Origin of the sequence: Amycolatopsis sp. cmx-4-61, assembly GCF_046548775.1 — a bacterium.
Lineage (GTDB): Bacteria > Actinomycetota > Actinomycetes > Mycobacteriales > Pseudonocardiaceae > Amycolatopsis.
Map to the genome: position 1 here is coordinate 366,290 of NZ_JAEBEI010000003.1, position 17,788 is coordinate 384,077.

Sequence of the window (17,788 nt, forward strand, 5' to 3'; positions counted from 1 at the left end):
ATCACCTCGAGACGGAATGGAACGGGAGGAGGGCTTCGCCGAGCCGGACCACGTCGGCGTGCACCGCGCTCGCCCCCGCGGTCAGCAGCTCGTCGGTGGTGGCGACGCCGGTGGCGACACCGAGGGCGGTCATGCCCGCCGCCCGGGCCATCACCACGTCGTCCACGGCGTCGCCGACGACGAGGCAGCCGGCCGGGGCGACGCCGAGCCGGTCGGCGGCCAGCAGGGCCAGGTCGGGGTGCGGTTTGCCCCGCTCGGCCATGCCGTGGCAGGCCAGGACGCCGAAGTGGTCGAGCAGCCCCGCGGCGGCCAGCAGCTCCACCGCGCTGCGGTGGACCTTGCTCGTGACCACGGCCAGCGGACGGCCGTGCTCCCGCAGGCGGTCGAGCACTTCGGGCACACCGGGAAACACCAGGTCGCGTGCGGACGGGATGACCAGTTCGGTGAACAGCTCCCGGGCGCGGGCGGCGGCCCGCTCCGCGCCGGGGTGGCCGTCGGGCAGGCCGAGCAGCAGCGCCAGCGACGCGGCCAGCGGACGGCCGACCGTGGCGCGCAGCTGCGCCTCGCTCGCCGTGCCGCCGTGCTCGGCCACCACCCGGCGCAGCACCGCGGTCATCCCGGCCGGGGTGTCGACCAGGGTGCCGTCGAGGTCGAACAGGACGGCGCCGCCCGTGCCCCCGGTGCTCACACCCCCTCCCGGAGGGCCGGCTCCTTGAGGGCCACGGCGACCTCGGCGGCCAGTGCGCTGGTCGACAGCAGCACCGACCGGTTGGCTTCGGCGGTGCGGCCCCGGGTCGCCCGGCCGACCGCGCCGAGGATGGCCGGGGTGACGTCCTGGCCGCGCACGCCCGCCGCCTCGGCCTCGGACTGCTTCTCGCGCACCAGCGTGTAGACCTCGTCCGCGGGCAGGGCGTCCTCGGCGTGGATCGGGTGGGTGACCAGGAAGCCGCCGGTGTTGCCGACCGCCCAGTGCAGGCGCACGGCCGCCACCAGCTCGGCCAGGTCGTCCACGCGGCGCGGGTTGCGCTCACCGCTGGAAACGCTGTAGTAGGCGGGGAAGTCGTCGCAGCGGTAGCCGACGACCGGCACGCCGAAGGTCTCGAGGTATTCCAGCGTGAGCGCGGGGTCGAGCAGGGACTTGGCGCCCGCGCACACCACGGCCACCTTGTGCCGGGTGAACTCGACCAGGTCCGCGGAGACGTCGAAGGTGCGCTGGGCGCCGAAGTGGACGCCGCCGATGCCGGCGACCGCGAACACCTCGATGCCGGTCCGGCCGGCCGCGACCAGCGACGCGGAGACCGTCGTGCCGCCGTGGCCGCCCCCGGCCAGCACGGGACCGAGGTCACGGGCGCCGACCTTGGGCACGGTCGGCGTGGTCGCGAACAGCTCCACCTGCTGCTCCGACATGCCCACCACGAACCGGCCGTCGACGATGCCGGTGCGGGCGGGCACGGCGCCGGCGGCGCGGATGGTCTTGTCCATGTCCAGCGCGGTCTGGAGATTCAGCGGGTGCGGCAGGCCCTGCACCACACCGGAGGACTCCAGGGCCACCACCGGCCGGCCTTCGGCCAGCGCGTCGGCGACCTCCTCGGAAACCGAGAACAGCGCGTCGGTTGCGGACATCGTGAACTCCTCTCGGGGTTTCCCGGTGGCGCGGAGAGCCCGGAGCTCCCCGCGCCACCGATCGCCGGTCAGTAGTGCGAGAACTCGTCGGCGTCGAAGTTGTGCCGTTCGTCGCCGCGCAGCGGCGGGTTGAAGACGCTGATCAGTTCCAGGTCGGCCTCCGGGGAGGCGATCAGGAAGTGCTGGTCGTGCTGGTCGAGCGCGTACAGCACACCGGGCTCGATCTCGTGGGCGGTGCCGGCGGCGTCGATCACCTGCCCGCGCCCGGAGATGCAGTAGCAGGCCTCGAGGTGGTTGCGGTACTGCAGCGGGGACTTCGATCCCGCCTTGACGACGGTGTGGGCGATCGTGAAGCCCATGTTGTCCTTGTCGACGAGGAGCCGGTAGCTGAGGCCGTTCCCCCATTCGACGCCGGTGACGCCGGCCTTTTCCCGCACGATCATGCTGGTGAGTCCTCCTGTCCGTTGTGTCACTGCCGGTGTGTGGTCAGACGAAGCTGTGCAGGTCGGTGACGAACGCCGTGATGGCCGCCACCGAGCTGAACTGGGCCGGGGAGATGTCCTGCTCCTCCACCGGGATCCCGTAGCGCTCGCCCACCCAGCCGATCAGGCGCAGCAGGCCGAGGCTGTCGACCACCCCGTTGTCCAGCAGGTCGAAGTCGGACGGCAGCTGGTCGGGGGTGAGGTCGGGGGCGAAGGTGGTCACGACGAACTGCTTGACGTCGTTCTCGATCGACACGCGTGGTCCTCCTCAGGTTGTCCGGGCTGCTGCTCCTCGGTCAGCAGCTCCACGAGCAGCACGTGGTCGGCACCGGTCCGGCCGGCGCGCTCGCCGGCGACGACCTGCCGCAGGTCCGCCGCCACCGGGCGGCTGCCGCGGCACGCCGTCCGCAGCAACGCCAGGTCGTCGACGAACAGCCGGTCCACCGGCTGGGTCACGGCCGGCGGCAGCTCATGCCCGCTGGCGTTCACCAGCAACGTCCCGCCGGGCAGGTGCGCGGGCCACGTACCGGGATCGGCGAAGGCCGTGACGACCACGAGGTTCGCCCCGAACACCGCCTCGCCCGCGGTGGCGGTCACGCACAGGCCGACGCCGGACCGGTCGAGCCGGTCGACCAGGTCGCGGTGCACGGGCACGCCGTCGAGCACGCGGACCGCGACGTGGGTGACGTCGGGTACGTGCCGGGTCAGCGCGTCCAGCTGCGCCCGCACCGCCCGCCCGGTACCCACGACCGACGCCGTGACGGCGCCGGGCGCGAGCAGGTAGCGGGCCGCCAGCGCGGTGAGCAGTGCGGCGCGGTCCTCGGGCGTGGCCGCCGCGCCCAGCGCACCGGTGACGGCGGCACCGCGCATGAGCCGCTCGGCCAGTGCGTCCAGCGGATCGGGAGCCGGCAGCCGCCCGAAGCCGGCGGGAAAACTGTTCACGTGCGCTCCCTTCCGTGGTCGCCGTGGCCGTTGCGAGGACCACGGTGAAGGGCGGCGCTGTCGATGCGCTTTCCGGTTTCTATCGATTCCCGGGCGGGCGGCTTGAGCCGGGCGAAGGCGGACCGAAGGGGCCGGCGGGTCTGCTGGGGGCACCGCACCACGGCGGCACGGAATGGGGAAGGAGAATCCGGTGCTGAAGTCCCTGCTCACCGCGATCGTGATCGGTGTGGCCGTCACGGCGGGCCCGGCGGCGGTCACCGCCGCGGCCGCCCCGGCCACGGCGGCCGACCAGTGCCCGCAGGACACTCACTGGAACAACGACCTGCAGCAGTGCGTGGACGACACGCACTGGTGAGGGGGATTGTTCAACGCGGCGGTCCGGCGAGGGGGACACGGCCGGGCCGCCGCGGCACACAAGCCGGATCACCGGTCCACCGCTCGAGCTGACGCCCGAAACGGTTCGGCGTCCACTCGGGAATCGGCCGCCGGCAGGCCACACTCGCAGACCGAGTCCGTTCCGCTCATGCAGGTCCGGCGCCCACCCGGCAACCGGCCGACGGGCAGCCGCCAACCGCAGGCCGGGGCCTTCCCGGCTCCGGCAGGTCCCGGCGCCCGGCTACCCGGCCACACCCGCCTCCGACGTCAAGCCCGCGACCGGCCTCAGGCCGGCTCCCGGGCTTCCGCGTTCGCGCCGCTTTCCGCCAGCAGGACCAGGACCTTGGCCTGCCACAGCGCCGACCCGAGGTCGGCGAACAGCTCGCGGGCCGCTTCCAGGTGCGCCACCCCGCCCGCGGCGTCACCACGGGTGAGCGCGATTTCGCCGAGCGAGTACCGCGACTTGGCTTCGATCAGCCGCTCCCCCACCCGCCGCGCCAGCTGGAGGGCGCTCACGAGCGTTGTTTCGGCGTTGTCCAGCCGGCCTTCCCGCTGGCGAAGCAGGCCGAGTCCGTACAAGGCATGGACTTCCCCGATCCGGTCGCCGTTGTCGCGGACGATCCGCAGGGCGCGGTGCAGTGCCTCCCGGGCGGCATCGAGCCGGCCGGTGGCCAGGTGCAGCTCGGCGAACCGGTGCACCACCTGCGCCTCCACCCGCAGGCACCCGGTCTCGCGGGTGATCACCAGCGCCTGGTCCAGCAGCCGGGCCGCCCCCTCGGGGTCGCCTTCGTCGACCCGGTGCCTGGCGATGCTGCGCAGGACGTGCGCCTCACCGATCCGGTCGCCGACGGCCCGCAACGTCGCCAGCGCGTCGGTGTACTTCGCCATCATCGAGACCGTGTTGCCGCGGAGCCCGTCGACGTGCGCGTGGTTCCGCAGCACCAGTGCCCGGCCGTGCTCGTCGCCCACCGCGCCGAACAGCTCCGACGCCGCCGTGAAGCACTCCTCGGCTTCGTCCAGCCGGGCCTGGAACATGTGCAGCGTCCCCAGCGAGTACTGCATCGCGGCGACGCCGACCCGGTTGTCCGCCCGCCGCGCCGCTTCGTAAGCGAGCTCGGCGCACTCCAGCCAGTCGTCGAAGTAGCCCTTGGCCTCGAACAACGTCACCGACGTCAGAGCCAGGTCCCAGCACAGCTCGTCGAACCCGGCCTTGGCCGCCTGGCGGATCGCCGCCACCAGCGCCCGCCGCTCGCCCTCCCACCAGTGCGCGGGCTCCCCGAGGTGGTCGTCGAGCTCCGCTGCGCCGGGCCGCCACCGCGGCGCGGTGCCGTGCAGGATCGTGTAGTCGCCGCCGTATTCGCGTCGGTGCGCCTCCTCGGCCAGCGCCAGCCAGCCGCCCAGCACCCGTTCCAGTGCGGCGGTCCGTTCCTGCTCGGTGGAGTCCTGCTGCAGCCGCTCGGCGGCGTACACCCGGATCAGGTCGTGCAGCCGGTAGCGCGGCGAGGCGTCCCCGTACTGGACGATGTCCACCAGCTGGGCGTCGACCAGGCTCTCCAGCACCTCCTCGGCTTCGGCCGCCGTGGTGTCCAGCAGCGCCGCGGCGGTCCACCCCGGGAAGTCGGGTGCGCGGACCAGCGAGCACAGCCGGAACAGCCGCCGGGCCTGCGCGTCCAGCACCCGGTGGGTGATCTCGAACGTCGACCGCAGTTCCAGCCCGTGGTGGGCGAGTTCGTCCAGCCGCCGCGCCTCGTCGTGCAGCCGCCGCACCAGGCCGCTCAGCCGCCAGTGCGGCCGGGACACCAGCCGTGCCCCCGCGATCCGCAGGGCCAGCGGCAGCCCGCCGCACAACCGCACCAGTTCGACCGCGGCGTCCGGTTCGGCCGCGCCCCGCGCGGGGCCGATGATCCGGTTCAGCAGCTCCAGCGACTTGGCCACGTCGAAGACGCCGACGTCGAGCTGGCGGACGCCGGGCAATCCGCTGAGCCGGACCCGGCTGGTCACGATCACCGCGCACGACGGACTGCCGGGCAGCAGCGGGCGGACCTGCGACTCGTCGGACACGCCGTCCAGCACGAGCAGCAGCCGCTTGCCGGACAGCTTGCTGCGGTAGAGCTCGACGCGTTCGTCGACGTCGTCGGGCACAGCCGAGCCGGCCACGCCCAGCGCACGGAGGAACCGCGCCAGCAGCTTGGCCGTGTGGTCGTTGCCGCCGCCCGACCCCATGTCGGCGTAGAGCTGCCCGTCCACGTAGCGGCTGCTCAGCTGGTGCGCGGCGCGAGCCGCCAGAGTCGACTTGCCGACCCCGCCTGTGCCGGAAATGGCCACGATCGGCATGCCCCAGCAGTCCTCGTCCGCCACGTCGAGCAGCCGCATGATCTCCTCGAGGTGCTCCTCGCGGCCGGTGAAGTCCGAGATGCTGGCCGGCAACTGCCGCGGCACGACACCCGGCACGGGCCGCTCGCCCCCGGCCGGCGCGTGCTGGACCGGCGGACCGGCCGGCAAGTGCGGCTCCGGCGCGCCGAGCGCCGCGTCCCGGCGCAGGATGGCCTGCTCCAGGTCCTGCAGCTCCTGGCCGGGCTCCAGCCCCAGCTCCTCGACCAGCAACGCGCGAGCGCGCCGCCCGGCCTCCAGCGCCTCGGCCTGCCGCCCGGCTCGGTACAGCGCGAGCATCAGGAACCCGTGCAGGCGCTCCCGCAGCGGGTGTTCGCCCACCAGCGCCTGCAGCTCGCCGATCACCTCGCGGTGCCGGCCGAGCGCGAGGTCGAGCCGGATCCGCGCCTCCACCGCCGCGAGCCGCTGTTCCTCCAGCACGGTGGCGCTGCGCCGCACCGGATCGCTCGGGATGTCCGCCAGCGCGGGTCCGCGCCACAGTTCCAGTGCCTCGCGCAGGAGTGCCGCCGCGTCGGCGGGCTTCCCGCGCTCGGCCTGTTCGCGAGAGTCCGCGACGAGCGAGGCGAACCGGAGGCTGTCCACTTCGTCGGCCCCCAGCCGCAGGACGTACCCGGGCGGGCGGGTCGTGATCGCGTCGGGCCGGCCGGCGTCACCGAACAGCTTCCGCAGGGCGGAGATGCAGATCTGGATCTGGCCCCGCGCCGTCGACGGTGGTGCCGTGCCCCACACGGCGTCGATCAGCTGCTCGACCGGCACGACCCGGTTGGCGTTGAGCCCGAGCACGGCCAGCACGACCCGCTGCCGCGGACCCCCCAGGTCGAGCGAGCGGCCGTCGAGGACCAGCTCCACCGGTCCCAGCAGCCTGAGCCCCATGCCGAAGCCCCCGTCCCTCGTCGGGGCATGCTCGATCGATGCGGCGCACCGGAAAGCGGTGCCGACATACCCCCATTTGCGACGCCGCCGAACGACGCCGAAGCGAGCCTCAGGTTACCGTACGGGCGACAGGGGGCACCCCATTCGACCACCGATTGGGATGTCACCCGGCGAATACACCCGAACAGTCCCGCACCGCGGTTTCGCTCGGTGATAAGCGGTTCACGACAACGGGCAAGTGGCCGTCGCACCGCGCTCGCCAAGCCCCCGAGGGGCGACCGTATTGATTACCGAACGAATTGAGGGATTGCGGGGATGCCTTGACCGAGCCGCTGATACGCCGGGGATCGTGGGCTTTCCTCGAGCACCGGCCCTTCGGCCAGTAGCCGCAGTTGTTTTCGGGTTTCTGCGGCGCCGGTGGTGCGGCGCCCGGCTGACCCGCACCCGCGTGCGGGCAGGCCCGACTCCAGTCGGATGTCCCGGCTGATCAAGCCGCCTACAGTGGGGGCGTGGAGCTGGAACTGCGCCACCTGCGCGCGCTCGTGGCCGTGGCCGAGGCGCGAAGTCTCAGCCGGGCGGCGCGGCTTCTCCACGTCTCGCAGCCCGCCCTCTCGGGGCTTCTGCGCCGGGTGGAACAGGCCGTCGGCGGGGCGCTGTTCGTCCGGTCCCCCAGCGGGTGCGTGCCCACCCGGCTCGGTGCCGACGTCGTGGCCGACGCGCGGGGCGTGCTGGCCGGGGTGTCCGCGCTGACCGAGCGGATCGGGGAACGGCGGGCGCCCGCCGGGCCGGTGCGCGTCGGCGGGTACTGCGGTTTCCTGCACCTCGCCGTGTCGCGCTGGCTGCGGGAACGGCCGTGGAGCCACGGTGTCGGCGTGCACGAGGACCCGGACGAGTCCGCCACCCTCGCCCAGCTGGCCGCCGGTGGACTGGACCTCGCGCTGGTCTACCTGCCGCCGCTGCCCGGTTCCGTGATCCCCGACGGCGTCGAAACGCTGGTGGTGCACCCCCGGGAGCCGGTTTTCGTCATCCTCTCCCCCGATCATCCCCTGGCCGGGACCCGCGTGGTGCCGTTCGCCGGCCTCGGCGAGCACCCGTGGGCCGACGACGCGCCGGGCACGACGCGGTGGTCGGCGTACCTGCAGCAGGTGTGCCGCCGCCGCGGCGTGGCCCTCGACCAGCCGCACCGGCCGCAGTGCCTGGCGACGCTGCTGGACCTCGTCGGCGCGGGCATGGCCGTCGCACCCGCGCTGGCGACGCGCCGGGACCGGCCCGGGACCATCGCCGTGCGGGCCATCGAGGGCGCGCCCCTGTGGCAGGAGCTGCGGCTGTGCTACCGGCCAGGCACCCCGGTGGCGGCGCACGCCGAGGAGATCCACGCGGCCGTCGTCGCGCGCTACGCCGGCCGGCAGGGCTGCAGTGCCGCGTTCGACGCCTGGTGGCACGCGGGCGGCCGCGAGCTGCTGCCGGCCGGCTGAACTCAGACGGTGACGCGCCAGGTGCTGTTCGGCGACGGCACGTCGAACCGCAGGGTCGAGCAGTCGTAGTCGGCCGGACGCGGGTTCGCCGTCGGCCGCAGCGGCGAATTCGACGGCGACGCGTCGACCCAGCGCCCGGCGATCCGCAGCTGCAGCGAGCTCGACTCGAACACCGCACCGCGCGCGTCCGAGCAGTAGTAGGCGTTGCCGGTGGCGGGATTGCGGGTCGAATAGAGCTCGAAGATGTCCCAGCCTTCGTTCAGCGAGCTCTGGTCGCTGCCGCTCTGGCTGAACAGCGTGTCCCACGCGCCGGTCTTCACGTTGCGGAGCGACGCCGTCCAGCTGTTGCCCGACGAACTGGTCCGCACCTCCTGGACGGTGTAGGCCGGGTGCCCGTTCACGGTGCTGGTGTAGGTGGCCAGGAAAGCGCTGTCGATCGGGACGACCTTCGCCGGCGACACCGAACGGCACCAGTCCCACGCCCAGACCTGCGCGGCTTCGCCGAGCCCGTACGCGGTCACGACTTCGATGCACGAATGCCCGGTGGGCTTCATCGTCGGGGCGTAGACGACGTCGGAAGTGTTCGAGATCCGCAGGCCCGGCGTGATGCTCTGGGTCACGACCACGCCGTCGGCGCCCGAGGAAAGTTGCGGTTCCGGGCCCCAGAAGGTGTGCCGCTGCGCCAGCGACTCCGGCTGACGCAACTGGCGGAACCGGTCGGCCATCGGCCCGGCCGCCGCTTGGGCGGCAGCGCCGGTCAGCCCGGGCACGGTACCGCCCGGCGCCGCGGACACCGGAGCGGCCACGGCGATCGTGGCCACGAAGGCACAGCAGAGAACGGCAAGCAGCTTCCGCATCGGCGCGTCTCCCTCATCACGGGGCGGCCGGGTGCCCGCCCACGGGGATCCGGATGCTAGAACGCGCTTTCCGTTGTGCGGCACCGACTTTCGACGGGTCGGCAGCATCGCGGCCGGTCGGCGGGGGCATGACTTCCGCCGCCGCGAGGTGTTATGACGCCGTTCGGACCACGCGGCCGTCTCCCGGTGCCCGCCGTCACGGATCGGCCGCAGCCGCGAGGAACACTGTCGGGACCGCGGCGGGTCGGCCCGCACCTGTTCGGGAGCTGCTGCTGTGCGTCCTATCGCCTCGGCCGGGCGCGACCGTCACGGGTGGCGAGCCGGATGAGCGTGCGCCGGCAGACCTTGCCGGTCGGGCCCAGTGGCAGGTGGGGAAGGACGATGAGGTGTTCCGGGAGCTTCACCGGTTCGAGGTCGTGGTGGATGCGGAGGTAGCCGGTCAGCTCGGCCAGGTCGGGTTGAGGCTGGTCCCGGTGCGGCACGATGCAAGCACACAATCGCTCGCCGAGGTCCGGGTCCGGGATGCCCACGCAGCTGACCTCGGCCAGGGCGGGGTGGCCGGAGAGGTACAGCTCGACTTCGGCCGGGCTGATCGTCCGGCCGCCGCGGAGGATGACCTGTCTGGCGCGACCGGTCACGTGCAGCGCGCCTTGCTCGTCGAGGAAGCCGTGGTCGCCGGTGCGAACCCAGCCGCCGGGGGTTCGGTAACGCGCGTTCAGCTCGTGATCGGCCACATAGGACAGTGGTGTCATCGGGCCGCGCGCGCGGATTTCGCCGGTCGCGCCGCGCGGGAGCGACCGGCCGGCTTCGTCGGCGATGGTGATCGTGGCGACGGCCGGGTCGGGCCGGCCGTCGACCGCGTTGTGGCAGTTCACGCCGTCGGTCGAGCCGTAGACGAGGATGACCCGGGTGCGGAAGCGGGCGCGGATCCGCCGTTCGGTCTGGGACGGCATGGGCGCCCCGCTGGACACCAGCGCGCGGAGCCCCCGCGGGCGGCGGCCGGGGTGGTGTTCGGCCAGGCGGCTCAGCATCGTGGGCACGCCGAACACGTGGGTCGGCCGGTGTTCGTCGATCGCGCGCAGCGCAGTACCGGGGTCGAACCGCCGCTGCACGACGAGCGTCGCGCCGAGGGCCGCCACGGTGACCGGGATCCCGCACGAGCCGAACGATGACGACAGCGGCACCAACACCAGGTTGCGCATCGGGGTGCCGTCTCCGTGGAGCGCGCGCACGTAGTTCGCACGCCCACCGAGGAACGCATCGTGGGAGTAGGCGACCATTTTCGGTTCGGTCTCCGAGCCGGAGGACACGAGGATGCGCGCCGGGTCGCCGGAAACCACCTCAGGCGTGGGACGAGCGGCCGCCGCCGAGGTGGCGAATGCCTCGGGGGCAAGGGTCGCCCGCAGAAAGGGCAGCGCCCGCAAGTCACCGCCGGTCCCCCGGTCGATGAGCAGACCGGTCGCCCTGGCCCGGCCAAGGAGGCTGAGCGCGTCCTTGCTACCCCGCCCGGCGGGGAACGGCAGGGACACCGCGCCGATGGCGGCCACCGCCAGCTCGGCCGCGACCGCGTGCCTGCTGTTGACCATCCGGATGCCGATGACGTCGCGCCGGCCGAGCCCGGCGGCGGCCAGACCGGCCGCAGTGGCCGACACGACGCGGTCGAGTTCGGCGTAGGTGACCGGACCGGCTTCGTCGATCACCGCCTGCCGATCCGGGTGCGCGTCCACGTGCCCGGTGAACGACCGGTAGATGTCCGTGCCGGGGCACAGCCCTTGCCGCACCCACGCTCGCCGCAGCTCCGCGGGTACGAGGTCCGGGATCGCGACGCCCGTCGTCGACGTCCACACCTCGCTCACCGGAACTCCCACGGTGGCCGGTTCAGGGCGACGGTGAAGCGGGGATCCGCGCTCAGGGCGCCGAGGTCGGTAGTCACGGCCACCGCGGGAACGCCGGTCGCGCGGAGCCGGGTCAGCAGCTCCTCCGTCGTGCACTGTCCAGCGTCGTCGTGGACAGCCGTGGCGGCGGACACGTAACCGTCCGCGGTCCGCACCGGACGGCGGTACTGTCCTCGCGTCCGGGGAACAGTGCTCGCCGCGGACAGCAGCGACGTGTCGGCGCGGCAACCGGCGCCGGTGCGTTCCCGGCGGCCGAGCCCGGCGAGCGCGCCGACCGCGCACACCAGTCCGCCCAGCACGTCGGTGATCGTCATCAGGGACGGTGCGGGCGGCTCGCCGGGCGGGCGCAGCGCCGTGGCGAGCCCGCTGTGCGCCTGCACGACGTAGTCCGTGCCCAGCGGTGGACGCCGGCCGAGGTGCGGGCCCCAGCCCGACGCCGCCGCGTACACCAGCCCGGGACGCACCGCCGCGAGATCCGGCGCGTCCAGGCCCCACGCCGCGGCCTTGCCCGGCGCCCAGTTGTGCAGGAAGACGTCCGCGCCGGCGACCAGTTCCTTCGCCGCGGCCCGCCCGGCCGGGTGCGTGAGGTCCAGTTCCACGGCGTCCTTGCCCGCGTTCAACGCCGCGAAGCGCGCGGACACGCCGTCGTTCAGCGGGGGTACCCCGCGCGCCGGGTCACCGCCCGGCGGCTCGATCCGCAGCACGTCCGCGCCGAGCAGCCTCAGCACGTACCCGGCCAGCGGCCCCTGGACGCGGCGCGCCGACTCGACCACTCGTATCCCCCGCAGCGGCGCGTCGAGGCCGGGGTCGGCCCCCGAGGCCGGGGCGCCGCCCGGCAACGGAGTGAGGGTCCACACCGGCACCGGTGGCATGGCCCCGATGGGCACGAGGCTCACCTCACACGCGGTCCCGACGCGGTGGATGCCGGTGAACGGGTGGGCGGACAACACGTCGTGCAGGGCAACGGGCAGCGGGCAGGTCGCGGTCGCGAACCGGTGCAGGAACGGCGGCCACCCCTGGCGCAGCGCCGGTTCCGCGGCCCCCATCGTCCGCCAGAACCGTTGCCAGTCCTCGGCCCGGAGGGTCTCGATCTCGAACCGGACACCGTCGCCGGACACGAACGGTGGCGGAACGCCGACGGCCCGGGAGGCCTCGTCCCGCCCGCACGCCAGGTACTGGCCCACCGACAGCAGCGCAGCCTGGGCGGCGGAGGTGCGCACGGCCGACACCGGTACCCCGCGGGCGCGCGCGAATTCCCCGGCGAGCACCCCGGCCGTGGCGAGCACCCCGGCCACCGCGGTCGAGTAGTCGACGGCCAGCGGCTCGGGGGCACCGCGGGCCCGGCCGTGGACGTGCATGATCCCGCAGGCCGCCTGCACGAGCACCTCGTCGGTGAGCGGCAGCTCGACCGGACCGGCCCAGTCGACGACCGGCTCGACCGCGCCGGCACTCGCGCCGAGCGCGGTGAGGTGGTCACCGGCGAGCCGGGCCGCCGGGTGAGCGGTGGAAAGGGCCGCGGTCACGCCGGCCGCCACCCGCGCACGGTGTAGAACAGGCACGAGCACGCGCGGAAGTCCTCGTGCGCCATGACGTCCCGCACGCGGGCGAGGTCGTCGTCGGAGAACCCGGCCGCGACGAACTTGTCCCGCAGGTGCCGGGTGTGGTGCACCAGCAGCTGCAGGCCGGCGGAATCGCGGTCCCACAGCGACACGTGCGGCCGCGCTTCGACCCGGTCCAGACCGGCCTCGGTCATGGCCGCGCCGACCGAACGTCCCCACGTGCCCAGCGCACCCGCCTCCCGCATCAGCGCGGCCTTGGCGCTCAGGAACCGTTCGTACACTTCGGTTTCCGGGCCGGCCAGCGCCGGCCCGTAGGCGATGTCGAACTCGTCGAGCTGCAGCCAGCCGCCCGGTTTCAACGCCCGCACCAGCTTGCCGAGCACGGCGATGCGCTCGGGGAGGTGCAGCAGGACGAGCCGGGCGTGGATCAGGTCGAACCGCTGCTCCGGCAGGTGATCCTGGACGACGTCATGCCGTTCGGCAGTGAGACCGGGGGCGGGGCGGATGTGCCGGGGGTTGATGTCGGTGGCCAGGACCCGGCCCGTGGGAGCGACCCGTTCGGCGAGCCAGTGCGCGATGCTGCCCCCGCCCGCGCCGACCTCGAGGCACTGCCAGCCCGGGCCCACACCGGTCGCGGCGAGCGATTCCGTGGTGGCGGGGTCGTAGGCCGCGGCCAGGCAGCGGTGCTGCTCGTCGCTATGGGTGTTGTCGTTGTCGAAAACGTAGCGCCGGTCGGCGAGGGTCATCGTGCTCCTTCAGGTCCAGCGGCCGGAACCCGCGGTCGCGGCGTTCCCGGTGAGCGCGGCGAGCAGCGCGGTGCGGCGGACCTTGCCGGTCCCAGTGCGAGGAACATCGTCCCGCGTCAGCACCACGGGAGCGGCCAGGCGCGGCAGGTCCGCGACCGCAGCCGACCAGGCCGCGTGGTCCAGCGTGCCGTCCGCCGTGACGACCACCGGCAGCGGCGGAGCGCCTGCCCGGCCGAGCACGACGCATTCGGCCACGACGCCGAGGCGATCCTCGACCACGTCTTCCACGGCGAGGCAGCTCATCCCAGGGACGGTGTCCACCTCCCGGTCCAGCAGGCGCACCGCCCCGGTTCGCGTCAGCGCACCGACGTCGCCGGTGTTCCACCACCCATCCGCGCACTTGCCCGCGAACCGGTCGGCCTCGCCGACGTAGCCCAGGCAGCGCGCCGGTGTGCGGACCTGCACGACACCCGGACGGCCGCGGGGAACCGGGTCGAGCGTGGCCGGGTCGACGACACGCAGCCGCGTCCGCCCGGGAACGGCGCGGCCGGCGTTCCGCCAAGCCGCCGATTTCCGCCCCAGGAACCGGAACGTGATCGGCCCGGTCTCGCTCTGCCCCCACCCCTGCATCCACAGTGGACGCCGACGAGCCGACGCGGCGAGGTAGCTGCGGACGGTCGGCGGGTGCACGGCGTCATAGGTGCTCGCGAACAGCCGGACGTCGCGGAAGGCGTTGTCCAGCCGCGTGGTCAGTGGCCGGAGGCGCACGTAGGCGGCCGGCAAAGCCTCGATCACCGTCGGCCGGTGGGCGCGCAGCACGGGGTCGGCCCGGTCCGGGTGCGTGTCGGTCAGCACCACGATCTTCTTCGGTGCGAGGCACAGCACGCTCGCCGTCCAGCAGAACGTTCGGCCGTGGGCGTACGAGCTGGCGTTCGTCACCGTGTCACCGCGGCGCACGCCGGCCACCGGCAGGCGGGTGGCCTCCACCCGGGCGAGAGCGCCGATGATCGTGCGGGTGGAGTGCACCACCAGTTTGGGGAGCCCGGTGGTGCCCGACGTGTGCATGATCACCAGCGGCTCGTCCGCGCGGGGCCGGACCGGCCGCGGCGGGACCGCGTGGCAGAATTCGCCGACGTGGGCCGCGCGCGGGTGCGCACGGTCGACGGTCACCGTCATCCGGCAAGCGTTGGTCAGGTCGGCTCCGGCCGAATCGGCCGTGGCCAGCACCTCGGCCGTCGTGACGAGGACGGCCGGTGAGAGCCGGCCGAGCAGGACGGCGAGGGACTCGGGGGCCAGGTGCCCGGACAGCTTCGCCGGCACGGCGCCGATCCGCACGGCCGCGCAGGCGAGCAGGTCATAGTCCCAGTGGTTGTCCTTGACGATCGCGACGCGGTCGCCGCGCTGGGCCCCGGCCGCGGTCAGCCAGCCCGCGGCGGTCCGCACCAGCTGGGCGAGTGCGGGCAGGTCGTGGGTTGTACCGGCGTCGGGCGCGATGTCGAACGGGCGGTCGAGGTGCACGACCGTCGGCACGCCGCGGTCGGCGCACTCGTCGAACAGCAGACCCATGTCGTAGGGCTTCACACCGGCTCCTTCGCGCGAACCGGTTCCCGGAGGTGGGCGAGCACGCGCGACGCGGCGCGGGCCGCGGAGCGCACCGCGCCCTCGCTGCTGGGACGCAGGAACTCCCAGTCGCCCGCGTAGTCCACCGGGTACGGGCCGCTGCGGGCGGCGAACCCCGCCCGCAGGCGCAACGCCTCCGGGGTGGCCTCCGGCAGTCCGTGGCGGAACCGGTGGGTGAACGTCGCCGTGACCGCGTCGGCCAAGCCGGGTACGTACCGCGTCGCCGGCTCGACGAGGGCGGCGGCGACGGTGTCGTCCGGGGCGTCCAGCAGCCTGGGGATCGCCGTGGGGTTGGTCATCAGGGTGAGCAGTCCGCGGCCCGCCGGCGCGCGGCCACGGTGTTTGACGTGGTCGAAGATGATCCCGGCCAGGACCGGTTCCTCGGCGGCGGGGGTCAGCAGTGTGTAGAGCGCCTTGCGGCTGTGGAGGGTCAGTGGGCGGTCGAGCAGGCAGCTGACCTTCAGCGTGGGGGTGAACGTGCACGCGTCCACGAACCGGCGTACGGGTTCGCGCTCGTCGGTGTGCAGCTGCGCGGCGGCGGGTGCGGGAATGCAGAGCAGGGCGACGCCGGCGGTGACCGGGCCGCGGTCGGTGGTGAGCACGGCGATCTCAGTCTCGGCAGCCACCTGCGTGACGGTGGTCCCGGTGCGCACGTCGAGGTGTCCGGCGAGCTGGCGGGCGAGGGTGTCCATGCCGTCGCGGTAGGTGCGCCACGTCGAAGGCGGGCCGACGTCGAGCATGAGGCCGACGAACGGCGCGGCGGCCGAGCGTTCCGGCTGCCAGCCGAAGAAGCTGCCGACCACGGGCTGGAACAGGTAGTCGTGGAGGTCGGGGTGGTACCGGCGGGCGAGCGCCGCGACGGTGGTGTCCCCCAGCGGGCTCGACTCGGGCACGTCGGGGTCGAACAGCCGCCGGTGGCGGGCCGCCCAGGCCAGGAAGCGGGCCAGGTCGACGCGGGCCCGGCCGCCTAGTCCGGCCCCGCTGACGAGCCCGCGGGGGTCGGACACCCCGCTGTGCGCGGCGCCGTCGCGCCACATCGCGATGGGGCCGCCGATCCGCGGCACGTCCGCCTCGGTCAGCCCGGTGCGGCGCAGCAGCTCCCACGTCGCGCGGTACCCGCTCGACGGGATCTGTTCCGCGCCCTCGTCCATCGTGTAGCCCGCGTGGCGGTGGCTCGCCATGCGGCCGCCGACGTGGGAGCGCGTCTCGAACACCCGCACCGCGAGGCCCGCCCGAGCCAGTTCGTGCGCCGCGGTGAGCCCGGCGATCCCGGCTCCGACCACGGCGACGTCGACGTCCGTCGCCCGTCCTCCGCTCATCGCGTGACCGCCAGGATGAGGTTCGCGGCCACGAGCAGCGCGGCGCCCACCCGGTGGGCGGTGAACCCGATCGCCCGGGCGCGCAGGATGTCGCCGCGTGGGCCGAACCCGGTGCCGAACTGGCGGATGCGCAGGACGGTGACCGGCAGCATGAGCAGGACGAACCACCACGGGGCCACGCCGGTCGCCGACGCCACCGCGCCGAGGAGGAACTCCCCCAGCGACACGGCCGCGACGAACCGCCGGTTGCCGCGAGGGGTCGTGAGCGCGGCCACCGTGGGCCGGCCGACCGCGCGGTCACCGGCGATGTCGTTGGTGTTCGAGTACACGCCGAACAGCAGTGGCCCGAGTCCGAAAAGCAATGCCTGGACGAGGACGAACCCGTCGAAGCGCCCGGTGATCAGGCCGTAGGGGGCGAGCACCATGACCCAGCCCAGTGCGGCGATGTACGCCTCCTGGAAACCGTGGTAGCTGATCTTCAGCCCGTACGAATACTGGATTCCGACCACGAAATTGGCCACGGTCAGCCAGATAGTCCACTGGGGAGCGTGCGGAGCGGTCATCACCGCGACAACGAAGACGGCGGCGCCCGCGATGGCCGTGAGCCAGCCGAAGCACACGACCTCGGGTTCGGTCAGTGCCCCGGTCACCAGGGGTTTCCGCCGGGCGCGGCGCAGTGTCGGGTTGGCGCGGTAGTTGGCGGTGTCGCTGCCGTCGCGGTAACCGGTGAGGTCGTCGAACGCCACCAGCGAGGCGGTCATGAGGACGGCGCCGAGCCCGAACAGGCCGAGCGTCACCAGCACCGCCAGGTCGAAGCCGCCGACCGGCAGCAGGACCGCGGACAGGACGACCAGCAGGCTCAGGTAGTAGTCGAACACGTCCAGCTTCGCGAGCCTCGCGTAGGTGAGGAGCTTGGCCTCTCGCGCGGTGGACGGCGTCGCCTGAAGAGTCGCGTCGGTCATCGGGCGTCCTGGTCACCGATCGCGATGAGCGCGGCGAACGAGCGGTCGCCGCCGTAGTCGACCATCTGCTCGTCGACGACCTCGGCCCCCGGCAGCAGCCGGACGTACTCCTCGAGCGAGCGCAGTCGCGACCACTTGCTCACCGGGACACTCGCGTGCTCGTACTCGATGAGCGTGAGGTGCCGAGTGGACTCCGCGATCACCCGGCAGGTGTCGATGAGCCGGCGCTCGTCGAGCACGTGCATGAGCACCCACACGCATACCGCGGCGTCGTACCGTTCGCGTGGTGGCCGCATGCGGTCGGCCCGGACGCAGGCGAACTCGACGGCGGGCAGGTGGCGGCAGGTGACGCGGGCCTGGTCCAGCATCGCCGGCGTCATGTCGATCGCGTGTACCCGCTCGGCATGCGCGGCGATGGTCGGCGTCAGCCGTCCGATGCCGCACCCGATCTCCAGGGCGTGCCGCGGACGCCGGCCGAGACGCTCCGCGACGAGCGTGAACTGGTGGGCCACGACAGCACGGGTCTGTTCGGTCACGCCGGCGTTCAGGCTGTCCGGCTGGGAGCACCGCATGACCCGGCGCAGGCCGGTTCGCCGCGCGCGCTCCCGCCACTCCTGGGCGATCTCGTCCTCGGTCACTTCCCGGGTGTCGCCTGCCGCACTCGTCATC

The 17,788-nt window shown here is 73.5% G+C and carries 16 protein-coding genes; 2 read left to right on the forward strand and 14 right to left on the reverse strand.

The window, feature by feature from the left end; genetic code table 11:
* Position 1 precedes the first annotated feature (1 nt).
* The 5 genes from ACLJOU_RS14140 to ACLJOU_RS14160 form a co-directional block, all read right to left on the reverse strand.
* Positions 2 to 688 carry an HAD family hydrolase gene (locus ACLJOU_RS14140; protein ID WP_410567354.1) on the reverse strand — a complete coding sequence of 229 codons (687 nt, stop codon included), beginning with the start codon at positions 686 to 688 and terminating at the stop codon, positions 2 to 4.
* Positions 685 to 1,623 carry a pseudouridine-5'-phosphate glycosidase gene (locus ACLJOU_RS14145; RefSeq protein WP_410567356.1) on the reverse strand — a complete coding sequence of 313 codons (939 nt, stop codon included), beginning with the start codon at positions 1,621 to 1,623 and terminating at the stop codon, positions 685 to 687. The genes ACLJOU_RS14140 and ACLJOU_RS14145 overlap by 4 nt, the downstream gene beginning before the upstream one ends.
* Before the next feature lie 68 nt (positions 1,624 to 1,691).
* Positions 1,692 to 2,066: an ectoine synthase gene (locus tag ACLJOU_RS14150; protein WP_410567357.1), complete on the reverse strand. Its 375-nt coding sequence runs from the start codon at positions 2,064 to 2,066 to the stop codon at positions 1,692 to 1,694.
* Between the two features lie 43 nt (positions 2,067 to 2,109).
* Positions 2,110 to 2,361, reverse strand: a complete 252-nt coding sequence (locus tag ACLJOU_RS14155) for a phosphopantetheine-binding protein (RefSeq protein WP_410567359.1) — start codon at positions 2,359 to 2,361, stop codon at positions 2,110 to 2,112.
* A complete protein-coding gene (locus ACLJOU_RS14160; RefSeq protein WP_410567360.1) occupies positions 2,325 to 3,047 on the reverse strand; it encodes a hypothetical protein in 723 nt (240 codons plus the stop codon). Before ACLJOU_RS14160 ends, ACLJOU_RS14155 begins: the two co-directional genes overlap by 37 nt.
* A gap of 190 nt (positions 3,048 to 3,237) precedes the next feature.
* Between ACLJOU_RS14160 and ACLJOU_RS14165 the strand changes: the two genes are divergently transcribed.
* On the forward strand, positions 3,238 to 3,402 hold the full coding sequence (locus ACLJOU_RS14165) for a hypothetical protein (protein ID WP_410567362.1): 165 nt from the start codon (positions 3,238 to 3,240) through the stop codon (positions 3,400 to 3,402).
* Between the two features lie 305 nt (positions 3,403 to 3,707).
* Here ACLJOU_RS14165 and ACLJOU_RS14170 read toward each other — a convergent pair whose 3' ends face one another.
* A complete protein-coding gene (locus ACLJOU_RS14170) occupies positions 3,708 to 6,686 on the reverse strand; it encodes a BTAD domain-containing putative transcriptional regulator (RefSeq protein ID WP_410567364.1) in 2,979 nt (992 codons plus the stop codon).
* A 509-nt stretch (positions 6,687 to 7,195) separates the two neighbouring features.
* Here ACLJOU_RS14170 and ACLJOU_RS14175 point away from each other — a divergent pair.
* The gene (locus ACLJOU_RS14175) at positions 7,196 to 8,161 is read left to right on the forward strand and encodes a LysR family transcriptional regulator (RefSeq protein WP_410567366.1); all 966 of its coding nucleotides are present in this window, start codon (positions 7,196 to 7,198) and stop codon (positions 8,159 to 8,161) included.
* Between the two features lie 2 nt (positions 8,162 to 8,163).
* On the opposite strand, the gene ACLJOU_RS14180 is transcribed toward ACLJOU_RS14175, so the two are convergent.
* The 8 genes from ACLJOU_RS14180 to ACLJOU_RS14215 form a co-directional block, all read right to left on the reverse strand.
* Complete coding sequence (locus ACLJOU_RS14180) at positions 8,164 to 9,018, reverse strand: carbohydrate-binding protein (protein ID WP_410567368.1); 855 nt, start codon at positions 9,016 to 9,018, stop codon at positions 8,164 to 8,166.
* 281 nt (positions 9,019 to 9,299) lie between these two features.
* On the reverse strand, positions 9,300 to 10,874 hold the full coding sequence (locus ACLJOU_RS14185) for a class I adenylate-forming enzyme family protein (RefSeq protein ID WP_410567370.1): 1,575 nt from the start codon (positions 10,872 to 10,874) through the stop codon (positions 9,300 to 9,302).
* On the reverse strand, positions 10,871 to 12,448 hold the full coding sequence (locus ACLJOU_RS14190; RefSeq protein ID WP_410567372.1) for a CoA transferase: 1,578 nt from the start codon (positions 12,446 to 12,448) through the stop codon (positions 10,871 to 10,873). The genes ACLJOU_RS14185 and ACLJOU_RS14190 overlap by 4 nt, the downstream gene beginning before the upstream one ends.
* On the reverse strand, positions 12,433 to 13,218 hold the full coding sequence (locus ACLJOU_RS14195) for a class I SAM-dependent methyltransferase (protein WP_410567374.1): 786 nt from the start codon (positions 13,216 to 13,218) through the stop codon (positions 12,433 to 12,435). Before ACLJOU_RS14195 ends, ACLJOU_RS14190 begins: the two co-directional genes overlap by 16 nt.
* A 9-nt stretch (positions 13,219 to 13,227) precedes the next feature.
* On the reverse strand, positions 13,228 to 14,784 hold the full coding sequence (locus ACLJOU_RS14200; protein ID WP_410567596.1) for a class I adenylate-forming enzyme family protein: 1,557 nt from the start codon (positions 14,782 to 14,784) through the stop codon (positions 13,228 to 13,230).
* 11 nt (positions 14,785 to 14,795) lie between these two features.
* Positions 14,796 to 16,157, reverse strand: a complete 1,362-nt coding sequence (locus ACLJOU_RS14205) for a protoporphyrinogen/coproporphyrinogen oxidase (RefSeq protein WP_410567376.1) — start codon at positions 16,155 to 16,157, stop codon at positions 14,796 to 14,798.
* The gene (locus ACLJOU_RS14210) at positions 16,154 to 17,119 is read right to left on the reverse strand and encodes a UbiA family prenyltransferase (RefSeq protein WP_410567378.1); all 966 of its coding nucleotides are present in this window, start codon (positions 17,117 to 17,119) and stop codon (positions 16,154 to 16,156) included. The genes ACLJOU_RS14205 and ACLJOU_RS14210 overlap by 4 nt, the downstream gene beginning before the upstream one ends.
* The gene (locus tag ACLJOU_RS14215; RefSeq protein WP_410567380.1) at positions 17,116 to 17,787 is read right to left on the reverse strand and encodes a class I SAM-dependent methyltransferase; all 672 of its coding nucleotides are present in this window, start codon (positions 17,785 to 17,787) and stop codon (positions 17,116 to 17,118) included. The genes ACLJOU_RS14210 and ACLJOU_RS14215 overlap by 4 nt, the downstream gene beginning before the upstream one ends.
* Position 17,788 lies beyond the last annotated feature (1 nt).

Excerpts from the sequence above, each read along its gene's own strand:
- ACLJOU_RS14145 (WP_410567356.1), bottom strand. The coding sequence starts at position 1,623 with ATGTCCGCAACCGACGCGCTGTTCTCGGTTTCCGAGGAGGTCGCCGAC.
- ACLJOU_RS14150 (WP_410567357.1), bottom strand. The coding sequence starts at position 2,066 with ATGATCGTGCGGGAAAAGGCCGGCGTCACCGGCGTCGAATGGGGGAAC.
- ACLJOU_RS14170 (WP_410567364.1), bottom strand. The coding sequence starts at position 6,686 with ATGGGGCTCAGGCTGCTGGGACCGGTGGAGCTGGTCCTCGACGGCCGC.
- ACLJOU_RS14180 (WP_410567368.1), bottom strand. The coding sequence starts at position 9,018 with ATGCGGAAGCTGCTTGCCGTTCTCTGCTGTGCCTTCGTGGCCACGATC.
- ACLJOU_RS14195 (WP_410567374.1), bottom strand. The coding sequence starts at position 13,218 with ATGACCCTCGCCGACCGGCGCTACGTTTTCGACAACGACAACACCCAT.
- ACLJOU_RS14200 (WP_410567596.1), bottom strand. The coding sequence starts at position 14,784 with ATGGGTCTGCTGTTCGACGAGTGCGCCGACCGCGGCGTGCCGACGGTC.
- ACLJOU_RS14205 (WP_410567376.1), bottom strand. The coding sequence starts at position 16,157 with ATGAGCGGAGGACGGGCGACGGACGTCGACGTCGCCGTGGTCGGAGCC.
- ACLJOU_RS14210 (WP_410567378.1), bottom strand. The coding sequence starts at position 17,119 with ATGACCGACGCGACTCTTCAGGCGACGCCGTCCACCGCGCGAGAGGCC.
- ACLJOU_RS14215 (WP_410567380.1), bottom strand. The coding sequence starts at position 17,787 with ATGACGAGTGCGGCAGGCGACACCCGGGAAGTGACCGAGGACGAGATC.